This window comes from Pseudomonas putida (assembly GCA_041879295.1).
In the GTDB taxonomy this organism is placed as follows: domain Bacteria; phylum Pseudomonadota; class Gammaproteobacteria; order Pseudomonadales; family Pseudomonadaceae; genus Aquipseudomonas; species Aquipseudomonas putida_Y.
The window spans coordinates 3,521,579-3,535,794 of the sequence record CP047152.1 but is presented as its reverse complement, the minus strand read 5'-3'; the positions used below and the strand labels follow the sequence as shown (position 1 = coordinate 3,535,794).

At 61.6% G+C, this 14,216-nt stretch carries 15 protein-coding genes; 7 read left to right on the top strand and 8 right to left on the bottom strand.

The window, feature by feature from the left end; genetic code table 11:
- Nucleotides 1–428: 428 nt before the first annotated feature.
- Genes GST84_16200 through GST84_16190 form a run of 3 tightly spaced genes read left to right on the top strand, consistent with a single transcriptional unit; the run spans nt 429 to nt 1,881 of the window.
- Entirely contained in the window at nt 429–842 is a 414-nt protein-coding gene (locus GST84_16200; protein ID XGB13790.1) for a DUF393 domain-containing protein, read from the top strand.
- Nucleotides 827–1,387, top strand: coding sequence for a GTP cyclohydrolase I FolE (gene folE / locus GST84_16195; protein XGB13789.1), 561 nt, complete (start codon nt 827–829; stop codon nt 1,385–1,387). Before GST84_16200 ends, folE begins: the two co-directional genes overlap by 16 nt.
- Nucleotides 1,388–1,422: 35 nt before the next feature.
- Nucleotides 1,423–1,881 carry a DUF3429 family protein gene (locus GST84_16190; protein ID XGB13788.1) on the top strand — a complete coding sequence of 153 codons (459 nt, stop codon included), beginning with the start codon at nt 1,423–1,425 and terminating at the stop codon, nt 1,879–1,881.
- Here GST84_16190 and GST84_16185 read toward each other — a convergent pair.
- Nucleotides 1,868–2,098 carry a hypothetical protein gene (locus GST84_16185; protein ID XGB13787.1) on the bottom strand — a complete coding sequence of 77 codons (231 nt, stop codon included), beginning with the start codon at nt 2,096–2,098 and terminating at the stop codon, nt 1,868–1,870. The genes GST84_16190 and GST84_16185 overlap by 14 nt on opposite strands.
- A gap of 46 nt (nt 2,099–2,144) precedes the next feature.
- On the opposite strand from GST84_16185, the gene glsB reads away from it, so the two are divergent.
- Nucleotides 2,145–3,053 (top strand): glutaminase B, encoded by a 909-nt coding sequence (gene glsB, locus GST84_16180; protein XGB13786.1) that lies wholly within the window; start codon nt 2,145–2,147, stop codon nt 3,051–3,053.
- A 40-nt stretch (nt 3,054–3,093) separates the two neighbouring features.
- On the opposite strand, the gene GST84_16175 is transcribed toward glsB, so the two are convergent.
- Nucleotides 3,094–5,322 carry a TonB-dependent siderophore receptor gene (locus GST84_16175; protein XGB13785.1) on the bottom strand — a complete coding sequence of 743 codons (2,229 nt, stop codon included), beginning with the start codon at nt 5,320–5,322 and terminating at the stop codon, nt 3,094–3,096.
- A 254-nt stretch (nt 5,323–5,576) separates the two neighbouring features.
- Here GST84_16175 and GST84_16170 point away from each other — a divergent pair, with 254 nt between their 5' ends.
- On the top strand, nt 5,577–6,233 hold the full coding sequence (locus tag GST84_16170) for an HD domain-containing protein (GenBank protein XGB13784.1): 657 nt from the start codon (nt 5,577–5,579) through the stop codon (nt 6,231–6,233).
- 28 nt (nt 6,234–6,261) lie between these two features.
- Here GST84_16170 and GST84_16165 read toward each other — a convergent pair whose 3' ends face one another.
- The gene (locus GST84_16165; protein ID XGB13783.1) at nt 6,262–7,425 is read right to left on the bottom strand and encodes an AAA family ATPase; all 1,164 of its coding nucleotides are present in this window, start codon (nt 7,423–7,425) and stop codon (nt 6,262–6,264) included.
- 145 nt (nt 7,426–7,570) lie between these two features.
- Between GST84_16165 and GST84_16160 the strand changes: the two genes are divergently transcribed.
- Nucleotides 7,571–8,050, top strand: coding sequence for a hypothetical protein (locus tag GST84_16160; protein ID XGB13782.1), 480 nt, complete (start codon nt 7,571–7,573; stop codon nt 8,048–8,050).
- 81 nt (nt 8,051–8,131) lie between these two features.
- On the opposite strand, the gene GST84_16155 is transcribed toward GST84_16160, so the two are convergent.
- From GST84_16155 to GST84_16145, 3 genes are all read right to left on the bottom strand, one after another.
- Complete coding sequence (locus GST84_16155; GenBank protein ID XGB13781.1) at nt 8,132–8,896, bottom strand: hypothetical protein; 765 nt, start codon at nt 8,894–8,896, stop codon at nt 8,132–8,134.
- A 64-nt stretch (nt 8,897–8,960) separates the two neighbouring features.
- Nucleotides 8,961–10,238 carry a bifunctional O-acetylhomoserine aminocarboxypropyltransferase/cysteine synthase gene (locus tag GST84_16150; protein ID XGB13780.1) on the bottom strand — a complete coding sequence of 426 codons (1,278 nt, stop codon included), beginning with the start codon at nt 10,236–10,238 and terminating at the stop codon, nt 8,961–8,963.
- An 82-nt stretch (nt 10,239–10,320) separates the two neighbouring features.
- On the bottom strand, nt 10,321–11,316 hold the full coding sequence (locus GST84_16145) for a 5'-nucleotidase (protein ID XGB13779.1): 996 nt from the start codon (nt 11,314–11,316) through the stop codon (nt 10,321–10,323).
- A 142-nt stretch (nt 11,317–11,458) separates the two neighbouring features.
- Between GST84_16145 and GST84_16140 the strand changes: the two genes are divergently transcribed.
- Nucleotides 11,459–11,944: a hypothetical protein gene (locus GST84_16140; GenBank protein XGB13778.1), complete on the top strand. Its 486-nt coding sequence runs from the start codon at nt 11,459–11,461 to the stop codon at nt 11,942–11,944.
- Nucleotides 11,945–11,951: 7 nt separating this feature from the next.
- Here GST84_16140 and GST84_16135 read toward each other — a convergent pair whose 3' ends face one another.
- Together GST84_16135 and GST84_16130 are read right to left on the bottom strand one after the other, a co-directional pair.
- Nucleotides 11,952–12,947: a D-2-hydroxyacid dehydrogenase family protein gene (locus GST84_16135; protein ID XGB13777.1), complete on the bottom strand. Its 996-nt coding sequence runs from the start codon at nt 12,945–12,947 to the stop codon at nt 11,952–11,954.
- Nucleotides 12,948–13,057: 110 nt separating this feature from the next.
- Nucleotides 13,058–14,215, bottom strand: a complete 1,158-nt coding sequence (locus tag GST84_16130; protein XGB13776.1) for an MFS transporter — start codon at nt 14,213–14,215, stop codon at nt 13,058–13,060.
- Between the last annotated feature and the right edge of the window lies 1 nt (nt 14,216).

The window sequence follows — 14,216 nt, the reverse complement described above, 5'->3', positions numbered from 1 at the left end:
CACCGGCGAGCACCCCAGCCCCCTATACCCCCCATTGCGAATTTCCTGGTTTCAGCTAACTGCCATGGGAGGTTTGGTGGCAGTGAGATCGCGCGCCGCCCGCGCGGCGCATCGCGAGCTGCGCTCGCTCCTACGTTTGTTTCGGGCCAATGATTCCTGGGGATTTGCGCGCGAACGCCTTGGCGCATGGCGCGATATCGCGTCGTACAAACAAGGCGGTCGCGCGCGCCTCTCACAGGCATTACTGGCCCGAAACAAACGTAGGAGCGAGCGCAGCTCGCGATGCGCCGCGCGGGCGGCGCTCGATCTCACCGGCAACACAAATCCACCGGCGAACACCCCCCAGCCCCCCTATAACCCCCCCCATTGCGAATTTCCTGGTTTCAGCTAACTTATACAAAAATCTGTACAAGCATGAGAGGTTGTACATGTATTGCAAGTGGCCCTTCACCCTGTACTTCGACGGCGCCTGCCCATTGTGCGCTCGGGAGATCGCCTTCCTGCGCAGGCACTCGACCGGTGGAAAGCTCACCCTGGTTGACATCAGTGCTGATGATTTCGATGCAGGGGCATTGGGCTTCACGGTTGAACAACTGAGGTCATGCCTGCATGGAAGGTTCGCGAGCGGGCACTGGGTTACAGGCTTGGACGCCACCTTGTGGAGTTGGCGTGCTGCCGATGTGGGCCTGTGGGTCGCGCCACTGGCCTGGCGCCCGCTACGTCCCCTGTTTTCGGTTCTTTACAGGCTGTTCTGTCGATTGAGGCCACGCTTGGCCTGGCTACCACATCCCGATGGCGGGCACCGCTGTAGCGGTGAGGAGTCCAAATGTCACATTCGTTAGCCGAGCACTTTCATGAAATCCTCGTCGGCATTGGTGAGAACCCGCAGCGCGAAGGGCTTCTGGACACACCCCAGCGTGCGGCAAAAGCGATGCAGTACTTGTGCAACGGGTATGCCCAGGATCTTCACGAGGTTGTAAACGGTGCTCTGTTCGAGAGTGAAAACGATGAAATGATTGTGGTGCGTGACATTGAGCTCTACTCATTGTGCGAACACCACATGCTGCCGTTTATTGGCAAGGCTCATGTCGCGTACCTGCCAACAGGACGCGTGTTAGGCCTTTCCAAGGTTGCACGCGTGGTGGACATGTTCGCTCGTCGTTTACAGATACAGGAAAACCTCACGCGGCAAATCGCGTATGCCGTGCAGGAAGTCACGGATGCTGCAGGAGTGGCGGTCGTGATCGAAGCCAAGCATATGTGCATGATGATGCGCGGGGTAGAGAAGCAGAACTCGGTGATGATGACATCCGTGATGTTAGGTGAATTTCGCGACGACCCCTCTACGCGGCACGAATTCCTTAACCTCATTGGACGACACAGTTGACGTCCGGTCCTGAACCGTCGCGAAGGGGCGCCCAGATGAATACCGATGCTACTGCGTTATCTCCAAGCCGCTTCGCTGCCCTGGGGTACGGCGGTCTGCTGCCGTTTATTGGTTTGACGCTGCTCATCCTTTTTTGGGCTGAGTATCGAGCGTTTTTCTCGATGATGCTGGTTGGCTATGGCGCGGTGATATTGAGCTTCGTCGGTGCCCTGCACTGGGGGTTCGCCATGACGTTGCAGGGGTTGCCCGCGAAGCAGCGTCAAGAGCGACTGGTGTGGAGCGTTATACCGGCCCTGATCGGTTGGGTTGGCGCGTTGCTGCCTGTGCCGGTGGGGTGTCTAGTGTTGACCTTTGGTTTTATCGGCCATCTTTGGCAGGATCGCAAACTGGCGCAAGCGGTGCCTGGGTGGTATCTGCCGATGCGCGTGCATTTAACGGCTGTCGCGAGCCTCTGTTTGCTGCTCAGTGCACTCGCCGTATTCATTGATTTTTGAAACCCCAATCCACGCTTCGATCCGTTTTACCCAGCCAGCCGCGTGATGGCCGGATCGTTGGGGAAATTCCCACAACATCGGTGCGGCGCGTGGCCGGCCCTCGCAGCTTTTTACAGCTGCCTTCACGGCCGTAACGCGCGGCGATCTTCCTGGCGATGACGACGCTTACGGTGATTTGTTTCTGAATGTGTGATCTCTCCCGCTCGGTCTTCGTCAAGAAGACTGCCCCTCGCCGTCGTCTGGGGATTGATACAGGGCCTTCCATGCAAACGCTGTTGAACGAGATTCTCGAAGAAGTACGTCCCTTGATCGGCAAGGGCAAAGTCGCTGACTACATTCCCGCGCTGGCGGACGTGCCGGCGAACCAGCTGGGCATCGCTGTCTATGGCAACGATGGCAGTTATCACTGCGCAGGCGACGCGCAGGTGCCATTCTCGGTGCAGAGCATTTCCAAGGTGTTCAGCCTGGTTCAGGCCATTGGCCATTCGGGGGAAGCCATTTGGGAGCGGCTGGGGCATGAGCCTTCGGGGCAGCCGTTCAACTCGTTGGTGCAGCTGGAGTTCGAGCGCGGGCGGCCGCGTAACCCGTTCATCAATGCCGGGGCATTGGTGATCTGCGATATCAATCAGTCGCGCTTCGCGGCCCCCACGTTGTCGATGCGCGATTTTGTCCGACGGCTTTCAGGCAACCCTCACATCTCGATCAATACCCGGGTCGCTGATTCGGAATATCAGTTTCGCGCGCGCAACGCTGCCATGGCGTACCTGATGCAGTCATTTGGCAACTTCCACAACGAGGTCGAGACGGTGCTGCGCAGTTACTTCAGTTACTGCGCACTGCAAATGAACTGCCTGGACCTGGCGCGGGCATTCTGCTTCCTGGCCAATGATGGGTTCTGCAAGCACAGCGGTGAGCAGATCCTGACGCGGCGCCAGACCCAACAAGTGAACTCGATCATGGCCACCAGCGGGCTGTATGACGAGGCGGGGAATTTTGCCTTCAGGGTGGGTTTGCCTGGCAAGAGTGGCGTGGGTGGCGGTATCGTGGCGATCGTGCCGGGGCAATTTACCGTATGCGTGTGGTCGCCAGAGCTGAATGCTGCGGGCAACTCCCTGGCCGGGATGGCGGCGCTTGAGCTGCTCAGTTCGCGGATCGGATGGTCGGTGTTCTGATCAGCGAACTCAGGGGGCAATCAGGCGTCGCCTTGGCGGGTCAGAACGCGTACACCAACGTGGCCGTGGCGCTGCGTGGGCTGCCATACCAGCCGCGCGCGCCAATCGCCGTGTAGTAGGTTTTGTCAAACACGTTGTTGAGGTTCAGTGAAACGCTGGTCTGCGGCGTGAAGGCATATTGAGCCATCAGGTCGACCACGCTGTAGGGGTCCTGGGTGAACGTTTCGTTGTTGGGCCCGGCGCTCTTGTAATACTCGGTACCCTGCCAGCGCACACCACCCCCGACCTTCAACTGTGGCAGGGTCGGCAGGCGGTAGCTGGTGAACAGTTTCAAGGTGTCTCGCGGTATTTCAGTGTTCAGGCGGTCGCCATCCGAATCCTTGCTCACCGCATAGGTGTAGCTGGCCGAGACCTGCCAATCAGGCAAAACCTCGCCCGCCATTTCCATCTCGAAACCGCGTGTCTTGGTACCCGACTCGGCACGGTAGGCCTGGTTGCCGTCTGGCGCCAGGTTGCTTCCGTCGGCTACCGCCAGGTTGTCCTGGTGTACCTCGAAAACGCTGAAAGCCGCGGTCAGGCGCTGGTCCCAGAACTCACTCTTCAGACCGAGCTCGTAGTTAACGCCTTCCAACGGGTCCAGGTAGGTCCCGTTGATATCCTTGTTGCTCTGCGGTTTGAAAATGGTGGTGTAACTGGCATACGCCGACCAGTGCTCGTTGAGGTCATACACCAGGCCAAGGTAGGGCGTGACGACTCCGGTTTCGCTACGCGAAGTGCGGCTTGTCGCGCCGGACGACAGGGTGGTAGAGGTTTCGTCGCGTTTCCAGTCGATCAGCCGCGCCCCGGTAATCAGCGACAGGTCATCGGCCAGGCTCCAGCGTACCGAAGCCACCAGGCCGTCCTGGGTTTCATCCAGCGCGTCCTCCGAGGACTTGGCATGGATGGCGTCTGGTATCGCCAGCGAACCGTCCCAGGTGTAAATGTTGTCGATGGTCTGGATCGTCCACAGTGGGTAACCGTCGTTGCGGTAGTAGGCGCGGTAGTGACTGGCCCCGAGGTAGGCCTGGTGCTCGCGTGAAAACAGCTCGAACGGGCCCGACGCCGACAGGTCGAACGAGGTCTGCCGGGGCTCGCCGGCCCAACGCCCCGTCCAGGTGCTGATGCCACTGCCATCGGGCTTGACGGTGCCGCTGGCAGCCGTGGCAAAGGTGTCGTCATAGCTGCGACGGCTGTGTTCGGCATTCACTTTCAACTGCCAGCCGTTGTCCAGTTGATGCTCCAGCGTAGTGAATACCGTCTTGGTGCGACGCTTGTGATAGCTCCAGTCCGAAGCTGAATTGAACGTGCGGGAGGGGCTGAAGTGACTGCCATCTGAATTGAACATCGGGAAGCCGTGGTTGCCTGCCCCGTCGTTGTCCATCTCCTGATATTCCGCACCCGCTGTCAGCATCGTGCTGTCGGTGATGTCCCACTCCAGCACCCCATAGGCCACCTGCCGTTCCAGCGATTGGCGGTCGACGTAGCTCTGGCTGTCGGTATTGGAGGCGACAAAACGCCCGCGGACATTGCCGCTTTGCGTCAACTTGCCAGAAACGTCTAGTTCGGTGCGGTAGTTGTCCCACGAGCCCGCTTTCAAGGTCAGCTTGCGTTGTGTTTCCAGGGTCGGCTTCTTGCGGATCAGGTTGACGGTGGCGCCCGGGTCGCCAGTGCCGGACATCAGGCCCGTGGCACCGCGCACTACCTCTACCCGGTCATACGACACCATGTCGGAGAGGTCGTCCCTGAAGCCAAAGGTATCGGGGCGGTTGATGCCGTCCACCTGGATGCTGCCGACCTCGAAGCCGCGCACGTAGATATGGTTGGCGTCGCTTCCGGCGGGCCCCATGCTGTCAACGACCACGCCTGGTGTCTGTTCAAGCACTTGGGCAACATCGTTCAGGTTCTGGTCTTCAATCTGCTGGCGGGTGACCACGCTGACCGATTGGGGTGTCTCGCGTGCAGACAGCCGCAGCCCGGTTGCGGTATTGACCGAGCCGGTGGTGTAGCTGCCGGTGCCTTCGGTGGTGGCACCCAGGGCCATGCTGGAGACGGTGGTTGCCGCAAGCTCCATGGCGCCATCCTGTTCAGCGCTGGCTAACGAATCTGCCGGGGTGCTGTAATCCACTGGCTCAGCCCTGGCATTTGCAGTGCCCAGCAGCGAGCCCGCGAAGCTGACCGCTAGTGCGGTTTGGCGAATACGGGTGGCGGGGGAGGAAAAGCGAGCGGACATCCATTGACTCCTTGCTGATCGAATACAAGTGCTCCCAGTAACAAACGTGTTGTTGACGGAAATACTTAGTAGCAAGGTGCTGATAGGACTGAGGAATTACTTTGGCAGTAACATCCTCATTGCAGCACAAGGCTGCTCCTGCCAGTGCTGTACAGGCTTTGAAACCGACATGCAGGCTCTCGGTACTTGCCCAAGGCAGCGTCCGGACGGCACCCGTGAACCCGTGCATTCACCGGAAATGGAATCTACCGAAGATGACCCGCGAAGCGTTTGCCCCTTATCAGTCTCTTGCCACTGACTTGCTGAAGTATCTGCCGTCCGACCAGCGTGATGGCTCCCACGACTTGGCCCATATTCAGCGCGTGTGGGTCAATGCGCACCGGATCCAGCGGGTAGAGGGTGGCGACCTTGAAATCTTGCTTGCGGCGACGGTGCTGCACGACTGTGTGGCAGTGGAAAAGCATTCGCCGTTACGTGGGCAGGCTTCGACGTTGTCGGCGAACAAGGCTGCATCAGCCCTTGCTGAGATGGGCTGGCCGAGTGGGCGCGTTGAGCAAGTAGTGCATGCGATCAAAACACACAGTTACTCGGCAGGACTCGAACCGCTGACACTTGAGGCCTGCATCCTTCAGGACAGTGACCGGCTTGACGCCATAGGCGCGGTGGGTATTGCCCGGTGTTTTTACGTCTCCGGGCGAATGGGGTCGGCGCTCTATGACTTCGAGAATCCTTTCGCGCAGCAGAGGGCGTACCAGGACGGGGCGTATGCCATCGACCACTTCCAGACCAAACTGCTCAAGCTCGCCTCGGGCTTTAAAACCCAAGAAGGGGCTCGCCTTGCTGCCGAGCGTCATACCCGGCTTGAAACCTTTCTTACCCAGTTCATGGATGAGATTACCGGGGCCGGTTAGTCATGCCGGGCTCATACCGTCCTTGAATTCAGTCAGCCCAGCGCCACAGCGGCTCATCCAGCAACCCAACCCCCCGCAGCTGGGTTTGCCCTTGTATTTTTTCCAGCTCTAGCACATTGCACCCGTCACAGGCTGCCAGCGCGTTGATTAATGGCGCACTGTGCGATACCACCCAAACCTGGCTACGGCGTGATGCACGAATGATCAGCCGCGCCAAGGCCGGAAGCAGGTCCGCGTGCAGACTGGTTTCCGGTTCGTTCAAGACCATCAGCGATGGCGGCCGTGGTGTAAGCAGGGCGGCCATCAGCAGAAGATAACGCAGGGTGCCGTCCGACAATTCAGCACCCTCGAGCGGGCGCAAAAGACCGTGCTGGTGCAGCCTTACACTGAACAGCCCGCCAGGTGGCGCATTGATCTCCAGACGGCTGCCGGGAAACGCGTCATTCAGCGCTTCCACCAGATCCTCCACATCGCCAATTTCGATAATGGTCTGCAACGCCGAGGCCAGGTTGCGCCCGTCGTGATGCAGTACCGGCGAGCGAGTGCCCAGTTGGGGTTGACGGCAAGGCGCATCACGGTCAATCCGGAAGTGATCGTAAAACCGCCAGCTATTGATGAATGCGCGCAGGTCACCGATTTCCGGTGCCTGGCGGGGCCGGCCGACGATGTTGAAGAAGCTCTCGCCGCTGTCAGCATGCTGATCAAGCACCGCCCAGCTGTTGCCCTCGCGGGCCCGCACCAAGGCGTTCTTGCGCTCGACCAGCAAGGACGAGGGCCGATAGGCGCCAGCGCCCCAGATGGCCTCGCACTTTATTTCGGGGTCGAGCATGAACGCGGTCGGATACGGCAGGGGAATTGGCAGGCCGAGTGTGATGGCAAACCCGAGGTCCTCGGTGGCAAAGCCCAGGCGCAGGCGCCTGGCTTCGCTCGGATGCTGGCCTTGGATGGGCACTTCGCCGCGCCGCATTCGTGCGCTGGTTTCTGGGCCGGCCCACCAGGTCGAATCCAGCCCGCCTTCACGGGCGAGGGCTTCGACCACACCGCCCTGTGCGGTTTCGGCCAGCAGGCGCAGCGCCTTGTACAGGTTGGATTTGCCGCTGCCGTTGGCACCGGTCACCAGGTTGAGTTGGCCCAGCGGCAGGACCAGGTGGTTGATCGAGCGGTAGTTGCCGATGGCGAGGGTAGTGAGCATGCAGTGCTTCCCAGCGTGGACCAGGCGACCGATTGTGGCCGAAGCGTGCCTGCCTTGTCAGCCTCCCTGCTGAGGCTGTTGCAAGTGAAGCAGGCGTGCGCACCGTCTATAGTGTGGGGCAACCTCTCTCGCAAAGGATGCTCACATGGCCAGATCAACAATCATGACAGCCGTTGTCACCTCATTGGCGGTGGCCTTGGCCTCTGGCCCGGTGCTCGCCGACCCGGGTAATGGCAAAGGCCAGGGCCAGGGCCAAGGTCAGGGGCACGGCAAGGGCCAGGCGCCGCACGCCCAGGGCCAGGGCAATTCGGGCGGCCACAAGCAGAGCGCCGGCGGCAATGACTGGCACGGCGGCCCGTCCATCGACCGTGGCGATGTATTGGGTATCCTCGGTGGCCACCGCAACTACTGGAGCCCGGGCCCGGCATTGCCTCCAGGCATTCAGAAGAACCTGGCCCGCGGCAAGCCCCTGCCACCTGGTATCGCCAAGAAACTGGATGGCCGTCTGTTGGGGCAGCTGCCTCACTACGACGGGTATGAGTGGATGCAAGCGGGCGCAGACCTGATTCTGGTCGCCGTGGCGACCGGGATCATCTATGAGGTGTTGAACGGGGCGTTCGACTAAGACCGCAGGTGCGAGCAGTGCGCTCGGTTCCTGCAGGCGCTGGCTGCCTGTGATGGGCTGCGAAGCAGCCCCAACGGGCTATCAACGTCGCCGCAACACAGCGGCCAGCCCAATGGTCAGCACCACAGCGCACAGCATGGCCAGCCCGATGGTCACACCAACGCCCCACGTTTCCAGCAGCCCCGCCAAGACCAGATAGAACGCAATCACTCCCACCGCGCCGATCGCATTGCCCCGCACCATCGCCGCCATCCCGGCTCGCCCGCCCTGCACATGGGCGAACACCACCAGTGGCCACGCAATCACCGGAATGGGCGCCAGCATCCCACTGGTCGCCGGGCCCAGCCAACTGGCCAGGCTGGTGGTGATCATCAGCAGGGAAGTGGCAGATACCATGCGCAACGGGATTTCCCAGTGCCGGTGCCGGGGGCGGGCCAAGGTATCAGGTTTGGGCTCGCGGCTGCTGGCGCGGATCAGCACGCCGATCAGCGCCAACGCCACTGCAATCGACAGGTACAGGCTGCCCCAGTGGGTAAAGGCATAGGCCGCCAGGCCATAGAACAGCAACGCCAGCAGTACGGCCACGGCGATGCCGAGTGTGCGCGTGGCCAGCAGGTAGACGGTGTAGGTGGCCTGCACCGCCGCCAGGCCGCCCAGTGCGCCGGGCAACGCGCCCAGGGCGAAGGCCGTGCCCTGTTCCAGGCACAGGAAGGTCATCACCAGCGCCGAGGTGATCGGCAGGCCGGACAGCAAACCGCCTAGCAGGCCGCCCCAGCGCCGGGAGGCGAGGGAGATGGCCCACATCAGCAGGGGGGTGATGGTGAGTTTCAGGTAAAACAGGGTCATTGCGGGTGCATCCAGGCTTGATGAAGGTGCGCCCGCCTTCGACATTGGGTAGGGCGCGGAGGAATCAGCCGCGGCTGGCCTCCAAGGCCTGGGCCAGGTCGGCGATGATGTCGTCACTGTGTTCGATGCCGATCGACAGGCGCACCATGTCCCGTGGCACGCCGGCCTTCTCCAGTTCCTCGTCGTTGAGCTGACGATGAGTAGTGGAAGCGGGATGGCAGGCCAGTGACTTGGCGTCGCCGATGTTCACTAGGCGTACCACCAACTGCAACGCGTCGATGAAGCGCGCGCCAGCCGCTTGGCCACCCTTGATACCGAACGACAGGATCGACGCCGGCTTGCCGCCGGTGTAGCGCTGGGCCAGTTCATGTTCGGGGTGGTCGGGCAGCCCGGCGAACTTCACCCAGGCCACCTGCTCGTGGGCTTGCAGGTAATGGGCGACCTTTAGCGCGTTCTCGGTATGGCGCTCCATGCGCAGGGCCAGGGTTTCCAGGCCTTGCAGGATCAGGAAAGCATTGAACGGCGACAGCGCGGCGCCCGTGTTGCGCAAGGGCACCACACGGCAGCGGCCGATGAAGGCGGCAGGCCCGAAGGCTTCGGTGTAGGTGACGCCGTGGTAGGACGGGTCGGGGGTGTTGAGCAGGGCGAAGCGTTCCTTGTTTTCGGCCCAGGGGAATTTGCCGGAGTCGATGACGATACCGCCGATGCTGGTGCCGTGACCGCCGATGTACTTGGTCAGCGAGTGCACGACGATGTCGGCGCCGTGCTCGAACGGCCGGCACAGCACCGGGGTGGCCACGGTATTGTCGACGATCAGCGGTACCCCGTGGCGGTGGGCAGCTTCGGCCAGCGCGGCGATATCGACGATATTGCCGGCGGGGTTGCCGATGGACTCGCAGAATACCGCTTTGGTACGCGCGTCGATCAGCGCTTCGAGGGCGGCGATGTCGTCATGGGCCGCGAAGCGGGTGTGGATACCCATGCGCGGCAGGGTGTGCGCCAGCAGGTTGTAGGTGCCACCGTACAGCTTGGCCACCGAGACGATATTGTCGCCGGCTTCGGCGACGGTCTGGATGGCGTAGGTGATAGCCGCCATGCCCGAGGCAACGGCCAGCGCGCCAACCCCGCCTTCCAGGGCGGCCATGCGCTGCTCGAGCACGTCGTTGGTGGGGTTCATGATGCGCGAGTAGATGTTGCCGGCAACCTTCAGGTCAAACAGATCGGCGCCGTGCTGGGTGTCATCGAAGGCGAAGGAGGTGGTCTGGTAGATCGGTACGGCCACCGCCTTGGTGGTCGGGTCGGGGCTGAAGCCCGCATGGATGGCAAGCGTTTCCAGCTTCATGCAATCGTTCCTTGAGCGTGGGTGGAAGCGCTCGAGCATGCGGCGGCGAGCGGGCGTGGGTCAAGGGTGTCGCTCTGGCGGTTTATGGCTCGCGTGACAATTCGCAAATTGACAGTTGTTCCTGCTGCGGGTCTGGTGCCTGAGGCGAGCGCACCCTGTTCGCCACCCCGAACGGTACATGCACCATCGGCAGGTTCCCCGCTGGCGATTGCAAGTGCGTGCGCTGGTCGTCGAAAAACACATGTGGCTTCAATATCGACAACACTCTGGGTTTATCCATACCGCCTAGAAAAAAGCACTCATCCGGCGATACGCCCCAATCCTTCAAGGTCGTCACTACTCGCTCATGCGAAGGTGCGTTGCGCGCCGTGACGATGGCAATGCGCAGGATCCGCTGGTACGTCGGGTCTTCGGACAGCTTGCGGTCCTCCAGCATGCGTATCCGCGAGAGCTTGCGGTAAAGGTCTGCCAAAGGCCCCGGCGAATGCGGGGTGCCCTTGTGCACGCGCTCGTGTTCCTGAAAGTCGTCCAGGTTGTCGTTGCGCTTGTACACACTCTCTGCCTCGTCGTCGGCAATCACGCCATCGAAGTCGAAGGCCACCCGCAGCTCGGTGTCGATTTCATCATCGTAGATGCGCGTAGGCAGCACACGCCCGGCAGGGTAGTTGGCGTCGATGGCCTTTTGCACATCTTCCTCGTTGGCACTGAGGAACAGCGAAGCATTGAACGCGGGGATGTACTCGTAGGGCGAGCGACCTGACATGAATGCCGCACGGGTGATGTCCAGCTGATAGTGGCTGATGGAGCGGAACACCCGCAGGCCGGTTTCCGGCGAGTTGCGCGAGAGCAGCACCACTTCCACCGGCAACTGGTCGGGGAATGCCTTGTTGATGCTCAGGAAGCGGCGAATGAACGGCAGCGCCACCCCCCTGGGAAACGGCTCGTCCAGGTTCTGTTCCTGATGTTGGCGGTAGGCCTCGACACCTTGTGTCTGGTAGATGTCATCGGAAACGGAGAGGTCGAACAGCGCACTCGAGGCAACGCCGATGACCAGTTTTTCTTCAATGGGGTAGGGCATGAAGCGGCTCCTGCGAGTGGCATGAAGGCAAGTGTACGCGCACGTTCTGACGAAAGCCGCGAATTGCGCGACTCATCAGTGGATCCGATGATGTCAATTTGATAGCTTCTCGCCCCTTACCGCAGTATCCGGATAGTGATTGATGAACCAGCTACATGAACACGGCACCCTGACTCCGCTTGCCGAGGCGAGTGGGAACAGGATGCACGAGCCCCACCTTGAGGCGGACGCTTCGACCCTGCGGGCCACCGAACACGAAGCACTGCAGGCCAGTATCGAGGCGCTGAACAAAAAGCTGGTGGCAAGTACCCTGGCCCGCGTGCAGAAAGAAGGGGCGATCCGCAAGAGCCTTGAGCAGTGCCAGCAGCAACTGGCCGCCAGCAACCAGGCTCGGGAGGAGCTGTCCATCACGGTGACCACGGCGCTGAAGAAGCTCGTACTGGCAACCAGCGCCCAGGCAGACCGCATGGACAGTGTGGAGACGCGGTTGACCGGCCTGGCCAAGCACCAATGTGGATGCGCGTCGCAGTCAGCGCCCGGTTGGTCAGCGTATCTGGAACGTCATGGAGTGTCGTTGGTCGCCTTGGCCGTGGCTGTGTTTACGCTGGGGCTGCACCTGCTTGGGTAGTGCAACCTCAAGGCTGCACTGGGTTCAAGCGTTGAAGTGCCAAAGCTTGCGGGTTGGCGACGTTCTTCGGCACCCCTTCGAAAAACGCCAGCACATTGTCGAAGGCGTCACCGAAGTACAGCTCGTAGCCGTTCTTCTCCACATACCCCAAGTGGGGCGTGCTGAGTACACGTGGGTGGCGCAGCAGGGGATGGGCCGGGTCGAGTAACGGCTCTTCCTCATAAACATCCACCGCCGCGTAGCCCGGCCGCCCGGCATCCAATGCCTGCAGTAATGCGCCTGGTGCAATCAGTTCCGCGCGGCTGACGTTCACCAGCAAGGCGTCGGGCTTCATGTGGGACAGGTCGTCGAAGGTCACCCCATGGCGTGTCTGATCCGAAAGGCGCAGGTTCAGGCTGACAATATCCGCCTCGGCAAAAAACGCCTCGCGCGAGGCGGCAGCAGAGTGGCCATCGGCTTTGGCTGCGGCGCGGCTGCTGTCGCTGCCCCACACCAGCACGGGCATGTCGAAGGCCTGCGCATAACGCGCCAGGCGCTGGCCGATCTTGCCATAGCCCCAGATGCCCAGCGTCTGCCCGGCCAGCGCCTGACCCAGGTTGACCTGCCATTGACCTTGGCGGAAGGCATCAATGGCCGGCACCAGTTGCCGGCGGGCATTGAGGATCAGCGCCCAGGCCAGTTCGGCAGGCGCTACCGGCGATCCCCGCCCCTCGGTCACGGCAATGCCGCGCGCGGTGCAGGCAGCCAGGTCGAGGTGGCTGGACACCTTGCCGGTCTGGCTGATCAGCTTGAGGTTGGGCAGGCGGTCGAGCAAGGCGGCGTCGATGCGTGTGCGTTCACGGGTGAGTACCAGGGCGTCGGCATCGGCAAAGCGTGCTGCAAGTTGTTCCAGCGTGGCAGGTGCGTGCTCATGAAGGACGCTGACAGCATGCCCGCTCAGCTTGCCGAAGCAATCGAGCGTACGGATTACATCCTGGTAGTCGTCGGGAATGACAATGCGCATGGTGGTCTGGCCCGGGCGGTACAGTGAAGCGTCGAAGATAACCTAACTGGCGGTATCGGTGTCAGATCAGGCTGCAGTCGTTGCACACCATCACCGGCTCATGCGCCCCATCAACCAGCTTCACGAACTGCCCGCCGATGAACCACGCCGGCCACGCACTTCAGCGCACACCCCAACACCACCGCCGTCCCTGCACTGGCAAAGATCATTTCCCGCCCGGCACTCTGTTGCTGCAAGGCCACTAACGCCGGCGCTGCCGCCGCGGCCCCCAGTTGCAGCGCACTGACCCAGGGCGTTAACGTGCCGCGTGGGTCATTGGTGGCAATTGCCCCCATGTAGTAGGTTAGCGCCAGCACCCAGCCGAAGTTCATCAGAAACAGTGCCATGCACAGCTGATCGGCATCATGCGTATAGCGCGCCAGCAGGGTGATTGACACCAGCACTACCAGCGAGCCCAGGCCGATCATAGGGCCACGGCTCACCCGTGCACCCAGCAGGCTGGGCAGGGCACCGCCAGGCAAGCCACCCAGTATTCCCAGCCCGAACGCCCAGCCCACATCCACCGCGTCTATGCCGCGTTCGCGCGCCAACTGTTCGACAAACCCCCACAACGAATAGATGGCCAGCTGCAGGCACAGCATCCCCAGCAGGGCGTAGTGCCCGATAATCGCCGAGCCACCGCCTGGCTGCGCCAGGCGCACGGGTGTTGCATGCTGCAGCCGTACCGGAATGAACAACGCAGCCATAGCGATCAGCACGAACCAGAAACCCAGTGATGCAATCGCCGTGCGGTGACCGAACTGCTCTGCCAGTTGTGGCAGGCACGTCGCGTACAGGGCAAAGACAGCGGTTTGAATCAGCAGCGACAGGCCGTACGAGCGATCCTGGCCCGGCAGCCGGCCGAGCCCGCTGATCGACCCGGCATACAGCAGACCTGCAGCGATACCACAGGCAAAACGGCACAGAATCAACGTCGTCAAAGTGTCCAGCGTAGCGCTGAGGACGTTCAACATCAGCGCTGCAAAGGCTGCCGCCAGGTACAGCCCACGGCCACTCGGGTGACGCCTGGGTATCGACAGCAGCAGGCAACCGAGCAGGGTTCCGCTCATTTCACTGGAAAGTACCCAGCCCTGTTGGCTCAGGTCCAGATGCAACCGCTCGGCCAGCAGGCCGATGAAGATGGGTTGTACGCCAATGATGATCAGCGCCGTGGCGGCGATGTAGATCAACGCGGCACGCAGAAGCAAGGTGTTGTTATTGTTGTGCATG

Coding starts and splice junctions, on each gene's coding strand:
- GST84_16200 (XGB13790.1), top strand. CDS start 429: ATGTATTGCAAGTGGCCCTTCACCCTGTACTTCGACGGCGCCTGCCCA.
- folE (XGB13789.1), top strand. CDS start 827: ATGTCACATTCGTTAGCCGAGCACTTTCATGAAATCCTCGTCGGCATT.
- GST84_16190 (XGB13788.1), top strand. CDS start 1,423: ATGAATACCGATGCTACTGCGTTATCTCCAAGCCGCTTCGCTGCCCTG.
- glsB (XGB13786.1), top strand. CDS start 2,145: ATGCAAACGCTGTTGAACGAGATTCTCGAAGAAGTACGTCCCTTGATC.
- GST84_16175 (XGB13785.1), bottom strand. CDS start 5,322: ATGTCCGCTCGCTTTTCCTCCCCCGCCACCCGTATTCGCCAAACCGCA.
- GST84_16170 (XGB13784.1), top strand. CDS start 5,577: ATGACCCGCGAAGCGTTTGCCCCTTATCAGTCTCTTGCCACTGACTTG.
- GST84_16165 (XGB13783.1), bottom strand. CDS start 7,425: ATGCTCACTACCCTCGCCATCGGCAACTACCGCTCGATCAACCACCTG.
- GST84_16160 (XGB13782.1), top strand. CDS start 7,571: ATGGCCAGATCAACAATCATGACAGCCGTTGTCACCTCATTGGCGGTG.
- GST84_16155 (XGB13781.1), bottom strand. CDS start 8,896: ATGACCCTGTTTTACCTGAAACTCACCATCACCCCCCTGCTGATGTGG.
- GST84_16150 (XGB13780.1), bottom strand. CDS start 10,238: ATGAAGCTGGAAACGCTTGCCATCCATGCGGGCTTCAGCCCCGACCCG.
- GST84_16145 (XGB13779.1), bottom strand. CDS start 11,316: ATGCCCTACCCCATTGAAGAAAAACTGGTCATCGGCGTTGCCTCGAGT.
- GST84_16140 (XGB13778.1), top strand. CDS start 11,459: ATGAACCAGCTACATGAACACGGCACCCTGACTCCGCTTGCCGAGGCG.
- GST84_16135 (XGB13777.1), bottom strand. CDS start 12,947: ATGCGCATTGTCATTCCCGACGACTACCAGGATGTAATCCGTACGCTC.
- GST84_16130 (XGB13776.1), bottom strand. CDS start 14,215: ATGCACAACAATAACAACACCTTGCTTCTGCGTGCCGCGTTGATCTAC.